Source organism: Streptomyces sp. ASQP_92 (assembly GCF_025399895.1).
Lineage (GTDB): Bacteria > Actinomycetota > Actinomycetes > Streptomycetales > Streptomycetaceae > Streptomyces.
The window spans coordinates 43,506-51,811 of record NZ_JAODUA010000031.1; the positions used below are offsets into that span (position 1 = coordinate 43,506).

An 8,306-nucleotide genomic window follows, 5' to 3' on the forward strand; every position below is an offset into this window, starting at 1 on the left:
GCCCAGGCATCCGACTGTGGGGGGCGCACCCTGGTGCGGGAGACGATCACATGGCATCGTCCCTCTGAGCCGCCTCACGCGCACACCCCTCGCGTGTGCGCGGGAAACACGCACATCACGCGTTAAAGCCCGGGAGCCGACCCATGACTTCAGCAGCGAACCCCGATCCGCAGCCCGCGCCCCTGTGGCAGCCGGACTCCGAACGCATCGCGGCCGCTCGGATCACCTGCTTCCAGGCCTGGGCCGCGGAGCGCTACGGGGCACCGGCCGAGGGCGGGTACCCGGCTCTCCACCGCTGGTCGGTCGAGGAACTCGACACCTTCTGGCAGGCCGTCGCCGACTGGTTCGACATCCGCTTCTCCTCCCCGTACGAAGCTGTCCTCGCCGATCGAACGATGCCGGGCGCCCAGTGGTTCCCGGGCGCCACCCTGAACTACGCGGAACACGCGCTGCGCACGGCCGAGGACCCCCGGCGGGCCGACGCCCCCGCCCTGCTGCACGTCGACGAGACCCATGAGCCCGTCGCGACGAGCTGGTCGGAGCTGCGCCGCCAGGTCGGCTCGCTCGCCGCCGAACTGCGTGCCCTCGGCGTGCGTCCGGGAGACCGGGTGAGCGGCTATCTGCCCAACGTCCCCCAGGCGGTCACCGCGCTGCTCGCCTCGGCCGCCGTCGGCGCCGTGTGGACCTCCTGCGCCCCCGACTTCGGAGCTCGCAGCGTCCTCGACCGCTTCCAGCAGGTCGAGCCGGTCGTCCTGTTCACCGTCGACGGCTACCGCTACGGCGGCAAGGAGCACGACCGCACGGACGTCGTCGCGGAGCTGCGCCGCGAACTGCCCACCCTGCGCGCCGTCGTGCACATCCCGCTGCTCGGCACCCCGGCCCCCGAAGGCACCCTCGACTGGGCCGCCCTGACCGCCGGTGACACCGAGCCGGTCTTCGAGCAGGTGCCCTTCAACCATCCGCTGTGGGTGCTCTACTCCTCCGGCACGACGGGTCTGCCCAAGGCGATCGTGCAGTCCCAGGGCGGCATTCTGCTCGAACACTTCAAGCAGCTCGGCCTGCACTGCGACCTCGGCCCCGAGGACCGTTTCTTCTGGTACACCTCCACCGGCTGGATGATGTGGAACTTCCTCGTCTCCGGGCTGCTCACCGGCACCACCGTCGTCCTGTACGACGGCAGCCCGGGCTACCCCGACACGGGCGCCCAGTGGGGCGTGGCCGAGCGCACCGGCGCCACCCTGTTCGGCACGTCGGCCGCGTACGTCATGGCCTGCCGCAAGGCCGGGGTGCGTCCCGGGCGTGACGTCGACCTGTCCCGGGTCAAGGGCGTCGCCACCACCGGGTCGCCCCTGCCGCCGGACGGGTTCCGCTGGCTCCACGACGAGGTGCGCGAGGACCTGTGGATCGCCTCGGTCAGCGGTGGCACCGACGTGTGCTCCTGCTTCGCGGGGGCGGTTCCCACGCTGCCGGTGCACATCGGCGAGCTCCAGGCCCCCTGCCTCGGCACCGACCTCCAGGCGTGGGACGCGCAGGGCTGGCCCGTCGTGGGCGAGGTCGGCGAACTCGTCGTCACCAACCCCATGCCCTCGATGCCGATCCGGTTCTGGAACGACCCCGACGGCAGCCGCTACCGCGACAGCTACTTCGACATGTTCCCGGGCGTGTGGCGCCACGGCGACTGGATCACCCTCACCGACCGGGGCTCGGTGATCATCCACGGCCGCTCCGACTCGACCCTCAACCGCCAGGGCGTGCGCATGGGTTCGGCCGACATCTACGAGGTCGTCGAACGCCTCCCCGAGATCCGCGAATCCCTCGTCATCGGCCTCGAAGAGCCCGACGGCGGCTACTGGATGCCCCTGTTCGTCCACCTCGCCGAGGGTGCGGTCCTGGACGACTCCCTCCGTACGAAGATCAAGCAGGCCATCCGGGAGCAGCTCTCGCCCCGCCATGTCCCCGACGAGATCATCGAGGCGCCGGGCGTCCCGCACACCCTCACGGGCAAGCGCATCGAGGTCCCCGTGAAGCGCCTGCTCCAAGGAGCCGCCCTCGACAAGGCCGTCAACCCCGGGTCGGTGGACAATCTGGATCTGCTGCGCTTCTACGAGGACGTCGCCCGCAAGCGCCGCTGATCAACCCCCGTACGTGGCCTCGGACTCGCCCAGCACCTCGGCGAAGTCCGAGGCCAGGCGCGCCGCCCCCGAGCTGTCCAGTCCGGCCACGGTGATCCGTACGCCGGGCGCCGAGGCCATCCGGAACCGGGCCCCGGCCGCCACCCACCAGCCGCGGGTACGCAGCCCGTTGACGACGGCGGACTCGTCGCGCACAGGCACCCACACATTCATCCCGCTGGCCCCGTGCGCCCCGATCCCGCGCTGGGCGAGCTCCTTGACAAAGGCCGCACGCCGCTCCCCATAGGCGGCCTCCGCGCGCCTCACCAGGAGTTGGGCCGAGGGGTCGTCGAGCAGGGTCAGCACGGCCGCCTGCAACAGATGACTCACCCACCCGGAGGTGAGCAGCAGCCGCCCGTCGTGGCGCGCCAGCGTCACCGGGTCGCACGCGGCGGCCGCCCAGCGCAGATCGGTCCCGAGGTACTTGGTCACGGTCCGCACCTGCGCCCAGCGCGAAAGGCCGCCGCCGGTAAGGGAGTTGAGCTCGGCGCCCGCGATCTCGGCGGCGTGGTCGTTCTCGATCACCAGCACCTCGGGTGCCTGCCGCACCACCTCGACCAGCTCGTCGCGCCGGACGGCCGAGAAGCAGCCTCCGTACGGATTCTGCGCCCGGGGGCTGCACACGACGGCCCGCGCCCCCGCCCGCAGCGCCTCGCGCAGTGCGGCCGGGCGCATGCCCTCGTCGTCCACGGCCACCGCGATCGTGCGCAGTCCCATGGCCTGGAGCAGGTCGAGCAAATGGTGATAGCCCGGGTCCTCCATGGCCACCGCGTCCCCGGGGCGCAGCTCCGTGGTCAGCAGCCGCGTGATGCAGTCGAGGGCTCCGTGGGCGAACGTCACGCACTCCGACGGCACCCCGTCCCCGTCGAACCAGGCGCGCACCCGCTCCTCCAGGGACGGCAGCCGGGGGGTGGAGCGGTGCGAGCGAGGGCCGGTCGAGGGCGCCGCGAGCCCCGGCAGGTCCGGCAGGAACGCCGGGTCGGGATGGCCCCCCGCCAGATCGCGCAGGCCTTCGGGCACTTTCGGCGGCCGCCGCGAGGCGACGGCGGGCGCCGCGGCGATCACGGTTCCGCCCCGGCCCCGCGTCACCACCACACCGCGCCCGCGCAGCTCCTTGTAGGCGGCGGCCACGGTCCCCGGACTCACCGCCAGTTCATCGGCCAGCTTGCGCACGGGTGGAAGCGCATCGCCGGGCCCGAGGCCTCCGTCGGCGACGGCACGCTCCACCGATGAGGCAATTCCCCTGGCTGTCGTACCCGCGATCGAATATTGTGTTGCCACGTACTGAAGTATGTACCAATACATAAATCGGGTCAAGGGGGAGCCGTGAGCTGGAGTCGCCGACGTGCCGCACTGTGGGAACGCATTCCAGGAGGCCTCGACGGCCGCCGCATGCTGTCCGTCGCCTTCGTCGACCGGACCGGAAGCGGCCTCTGGGAAGCCGTCTCCGTCCTCTACTTCACCTATGTGGCAGGGCTCTCCCTCGCCCAGATCGGCACCCTGGTCGCCGCCTCCGGTGCCGTCGGCATTGCCGGAGCCCCCATCGGCGGCCGCATCGCCGACCGCCTGCCCCTGACCCGCGTCCTGGTCGGCCTCCAAACCCTGCGTGCCGTCGCCGCGTTCGCGCTGCTGACCACCGACAACTTCGCCCTCCTGCTCCTGTTCGCCTCCATCGGAAGCTTCGGCGACCGCTCGGCCAATGTGCTCACCAAGCTGTACGCGGCCCGCATCGCCGGCCCCCAGCGCGTGCGCTACCAAGCCGTCAGCCGGACCGTCGCCAACGCGGGCTGGGCGGTCGGCGGCCTCGCCGCGGCCGGCGCCCTCGCCGTCGGCTCGGTCTCCGCCTACACCTGGCTCCTGGCCGGCAACGCCCTCTCCTTCCTCGGCTCCGCCGTCATCACCACGCTCTGCGCGGAGCCCTCGGCGCCGCCCCGCACAGTCGCCAAGTCCGGGGAACCGCCGACACGACCGAGCCCCACCAACCCCTGGCGCGACCGCCGCTACCTCGCCTTCGTAGGCACCGAAACCGTCCTCTTCCTCGACGACGCCGTGTTCAAGATCGGCCTCCCCCTGTGGACCGTGCACGCCACCGACGCCCCGCACGGCCTCGTCCCCCTGCTCATGGTGATCAACAACGTGATGGTGGTGGGCCTCCAAGTCCCCCTCGCCCGCTTCGGGGCCACCACCCCGGCGGCCCGGCGGCTGCTCCTCCCGCTCTCGGCCACCTTCGCGCTCGCAGGCCTCGCCATCGCGGCCTCCGCCGCCCACGGCGCCGGATTCGCCACCGTCTTCCTCGTCGCCGCCACGGTCGCCTTCACACTCGCCGAGATCGTCCACGCGACCATCTCCTGGGAACTCTCGATAGCCCTCGCGCCCGGCGAGGCCCAGGGCGCCTACCTCGGAGTCCACGGCCTGGCCCAGTCCGTCCAGCGCAGCCTCGGCCCCCTCGCCGTCACCGCCGCCATCGCCACCGGACCCGCGGGCTGGATCACCTTCGGCACCGTCATCGCCGGAACCTGCCTCGCCCAGCACCGGCTGGTCCGCCCACGACCGCGGGGGACCTCACTGTCAGTGCCTCCGGTTACGGTGAGTGAGCATTGATCGACACCGCGCTCAGGGGGAAACATGGCGCACACCCACGACATCCGGACCATCCGGCGCACACTCCGCCGTGAAATGCCGAGCACCGTCGGCCTGATCGCCGACGCGCACGACTTCACGGCCATGACGAGATACCGATCCTTCGTCTTCGACGACCACCGGCGCTACCTCCGCCAGGTCGAAGGCCTCCTCCGCTCGCTCGCCGCCCAGGGCGCGCACACCACGGTCGCCCTCTTCGACCCGGAGGAGTTCACCGACTTCTGCGCGTCGAAGGGCCTCGACCCGGACACCCCGGACAGCCGCACCCGCTTCACGGCCGAACTGGCGGCGGGCGGCGCCTGCGTCGCCTACGCGGGCCAGCCCATCGACAGCCTCGTCCCCCAGCTCATCAACAAGGCGGTCCGCAAAGCGACTTGGGAGTACGCCACGATGCTCCTCGCCGAAGCGGGGGACTGCGCGGAATGCGGCCAGGACATCGGCAGGGACGCCTTCGACCGCGCCTCACAGCTCCTGCTGACCCTGCTGGAGACGGCCGGCCCCGGCATCCAGCACCTGGTATGCAGCATCCCGACCCAGGAAGAGCAGCTCATCGCCGTCCTGCACGCCGAGCGGGAGGGCTTCGAGCCGGCCCGGCTCGACGAGCGGGACGCGGCCGAGTTCGTCACGGTTCTCGCGGCGGGCATCGCCCGCCACAGCGCCGGCGGGCTCGTCCTGCGCACCACCGAGCCGGGCGCCCCGGACCGGCTGCACGGCTGGCGGCTGCACCAGGGCCGGCTGGACCCCCTCACCGAGGGCGAGGTGTTCAGCGCCTACTGCACCGACGCGGAGACGGGCGACCCCGTCGCGCCCGAGCCCGGTGTCGAATACCGCCCCGGATTCCCCATCGACCAGCCCGACACCCACCACTGACGTACTGACGCAACGGAGTTGAGGCAACGACAAAGGGGCTCCCCGCCGCACCCGCGACGGGAAGCCCCTCTCACACCGGTCTCACGACCACGCGGTCACTCGCCGGACAGCACCGCCTGCGCGGCCTTGCGCGCGTCCTCGGCCGTGTCCGCGGCACGGGCCGCGGACGCCGCACGCTCGCACTGGGCCAGCGTGTGCTTGGCCAGCGTCGCGCGTACATAAGGAATGGAAGCGGCACCCATCGACAGGCTGGTGACACCCAGCCCGGTCAGGACACACGCCAGCAGCGGATCGGAGGCGGCCTCGCCACACACACCACAGCTCTTGCCCTCGGCCTTGGCGGCCTCGGCGGACAGCGAGATCAGGTCGAGCAGCGCGGGCTGCCACGGGTCCTGGAGCCGGGACACGGCGCCCACCTGACGGTCGGCCGCGAAGGCGTACTGCGCCAGGTCGTTGGTGCCGAGCGAAAGGAACTCGACCTCCTGGAGGATCGAGCGGGCGCGCAGCGCGGCGGAGGGAATCTCCACCATCGCCCCGAACTTCGCCCGAAGCCCGGCCTCCCGGCACGCGTCGGCGAACGCCTTGGCATCGGTACGGTCGGCCACCATCGGCGCCATGACCTCGAGGTACACCGGCAGACCCTCGGCGGCCTTGGCCAGCGCGGTCAACTGCGTACGCAGCACCTCGGGGTGGTCGAGCAGCGAGCGCAGACCACGCACGCCCAGCGCCGGGTTCGGCTCGTCGGCCGGAGTCAGGAAGTCGAGCGGCTTGTCGGCGCCCGCGTCCAGGACCCGCACCACGACGCGCCCCTCGGGGAACGCCTCGAGCACCTTGCGGTACGCCTCGACCTGCTTCTCCTCCGACGGCGCCTTGGCGGAGTCGTCGAGGAAGAGGAACTCGGTACGGAACAGACCGACACCCTCGGCGCCGGCCTCCAGCGCCGCCGGAACATCGGCGGGACCGCCGACGTTGGCGAGGAGCGGCACCTTGTGGCCGTCCGAGGTGGCACCCGGGCCGGACGAGGCGGACAGCGCGGCCTTGCGCTCGGCGGCGGCCCGCTCGAGCTCGGCCTGCTTCTCCACGCTCGGGTCGACGAAGAGCTCGCCGGTGCTGCCGTCCACGGCGATGAGCGTGCCCTCGGCCAGCTCACCGGCGCCGGGCAGGGCGACGATCGCGGGCACACCGAGGGCGCGCGCCAGGATGGCGCTGTGGCTGGTGGGCCCGCCCTCCTCGGTCACGAAGCCGAGCACCAGCGCCGGGTCGAGCAGCGCGGTGTCGGCGGGCGCGAGGTCCCGGGCGATGAGCACATACGGCTCGTCACTGTCCGGCACACCCGGCATCGGCACGCCGAGCAGGCGCGCCACGATCCGGTTCCGCACGTCGTCGAGGTCGGCGACGCGTCCCGCCATGTACTCGCCGGCACCCGCGAGCAGTTCGCGGTAGTGCGAGAACGCGTCGTACACGGCCCGCTCCGCCGTGCTGCCCACGACGATGCGACGGTCGACGTCGGACATGAGCTCCGGGTCCTGGGCGATCATCGCCTGGGCTTCGAGCACGGCCTGCGCCTCACCGCCGGCCAGGTTGCCCCGCGCCATCAGATCGGCCGCCACAGCTTCCACGGCCTGGCGGGCGCGCCCCTGTTCGCGCCCGTGCTCCGATGCCGGGATCTGCTTGGCAGGCGGCTCGAGAACCGCCGTGCCCATGTGCCGTACCTCGCCGATCGCCACACCGTGGCTCACGCCGACACCTCGCAGCGTTGTCTCCATCTCACCCGTCTCCGCATAGTCGCGGCGGTCGATGCCGCCGCCGTTGATATCTGTCCAGAGCGCGCCGTCACGACGGCGCCGGCGTCACTGCCAGCCGAAGAGCGCGTCGCCGGCCTTCACGTCGCCGCTGTCAACGACATCGGAGAGGGAGTCAGCAGTGGCCTCGAGAGCCACGACGGGACAGATGGGCGACTTGCCGGCGGCCTCCACGGCGACCGGGTTCCAGCGCACGACCTCCTGGCCGCGCGTCACGGTGTCACCCTTGTTCACGAGGAGCTCGAAGCCCTCGCCGTTGAGCTGAACGGTGTCAATTCCCAGGTGGGTCAGCACACCGTGGCCCTCGCCGTCGACGACGACGAAGGCGTGCGGGTGCAGGGACACAACGACGCCGTCCACGGGCGCCACGGCCGCCGACGGCTCACGTACGGGATCAATAGCGGTGCCGGGGCCCACCATCGCGCCGGAGAAGACGGGGTCGGGCACTGCAGCGAGCCCGATGGCCTGTCCGGCAAGTGGGGACGTCACGCTAGTCATGGGGAGCCTCCCAGGGGCGGAGCTTCTAGTGTCGCCGTCACTACCTGTCCTGGACGGCGTACTGTTCAGAAGGGTAAGTCATAAGAAGTCCCAGTTCCGCACGGCGAGTGCCGGTTGGCAGACCTAGGTGCACACCGGAAACGATTTGCCTCAACTCCCGGCGGCATGTACTGTCGTACTCCTGCCTGACCCCATCACGACACTGTGATTCGGCGGTCGGCGGCACCTACCAAGTCCCAACCCTAACCCGGATTTCTGTTTCTGCATGCCCGCAGAGATGGTGGTCGGGAAGACGGAAAAGACTTGCTAGAGTCTGAATCGCCGA

6 protein-coding genes are annotated in these 8,306 nt (G+C 71.4%); 3 read left to right on the forward strand and 3 right to left on the reverse strand.

Going from position 1 to position 8,306, the window contains the following annotated elements; translation table 11 throughout:
- The first annotated feature begins 143 nt into the window (after window positions 1–143).
- Entirely contained in the window at window positions 144–2,132 is a 1,989-nt protein-coding gene (locus N4G70_RS34765) for an acetoacetate--CoA ligase (protein WP_261716777.1), read from the forward strand.
- Here N4G70_RS34765 and N4G70_RS34770 read toward each other — a convergent pair whose 3' ends face one another.
- Window positions 2,133–3,452: an aminotransferase class I/II-fold pyridoxal phosphate-dependent enzyme gene (locus N4G70_RS34770; protein WP_261716778.1), complete on the reverse strand. Its 1,320-nt coding sequence runs from the start codon at window positions 3,450–3,452 to the stop codon at window positions 2,133–2,135.
- Between the two features lie 45 nt (window positions 3,453–3,497).
- On the opposite strand from N4G70_RS34770, the gene N4G70_RS34775 reads away from it, so the two are divergent.
- Together N4G70_RS34775 and N4G70_RS34780 are read left to right on the forward strand one after the other, a co-directional pair.
- Complete coding sequence (locus N4G70_RS34775; RefSeq protein ID WP_315904334.1) at window positions 3,498–4,772, forward strand: MFS transporter; 1,275 nt, start codon at window positions 3,498–3,500, stop codon at window positions 4,770–4,772.
- 24 nt (window positions 4,773–4,796) lie between these two features.
- On the forward strand, window positions 4,797–5,681 hold the full coding sequence (locus N4G70_RS34780; protein WP_261716779.1) for a hypothetical protein: 885 nt from the start codon (window positions 4,797–4,799) through the stop codon (window positions 5,679–5,681).
- Between the two features lie 95 nt (window positions 5,682–5,776).
- Here N4G70_RS34780 and ptsP read toward each other — a convergent pair whose 3' ends face one another.
- Window positions 5,777–7,447, reverse strand: coding sequence for a phosphoenolpyruvate--protein phosphotransferase (ptsP, locus tag N4G70_RS34785; protein ID WP_261716780.1), 1,671 nt, complete (start codon window positions 7,445–7,447; stop codon window positions 5,777–5,779).
- A gap of 84 nt (window positions 7,448–7,531) precedes the next feature.
- A complete protein-coding gene (locus tag N4G70_RS34790) occupies window positions 7,532–7,981 on the reverse strand; it encodes a PTS glucose transporter subunit IIA (RefSeq protein WP_261716781.1) in 450 nt (149 codons plus the stop codon).
- Window positions 7,982–8,306: the final 325 nt, after the last annotated feature.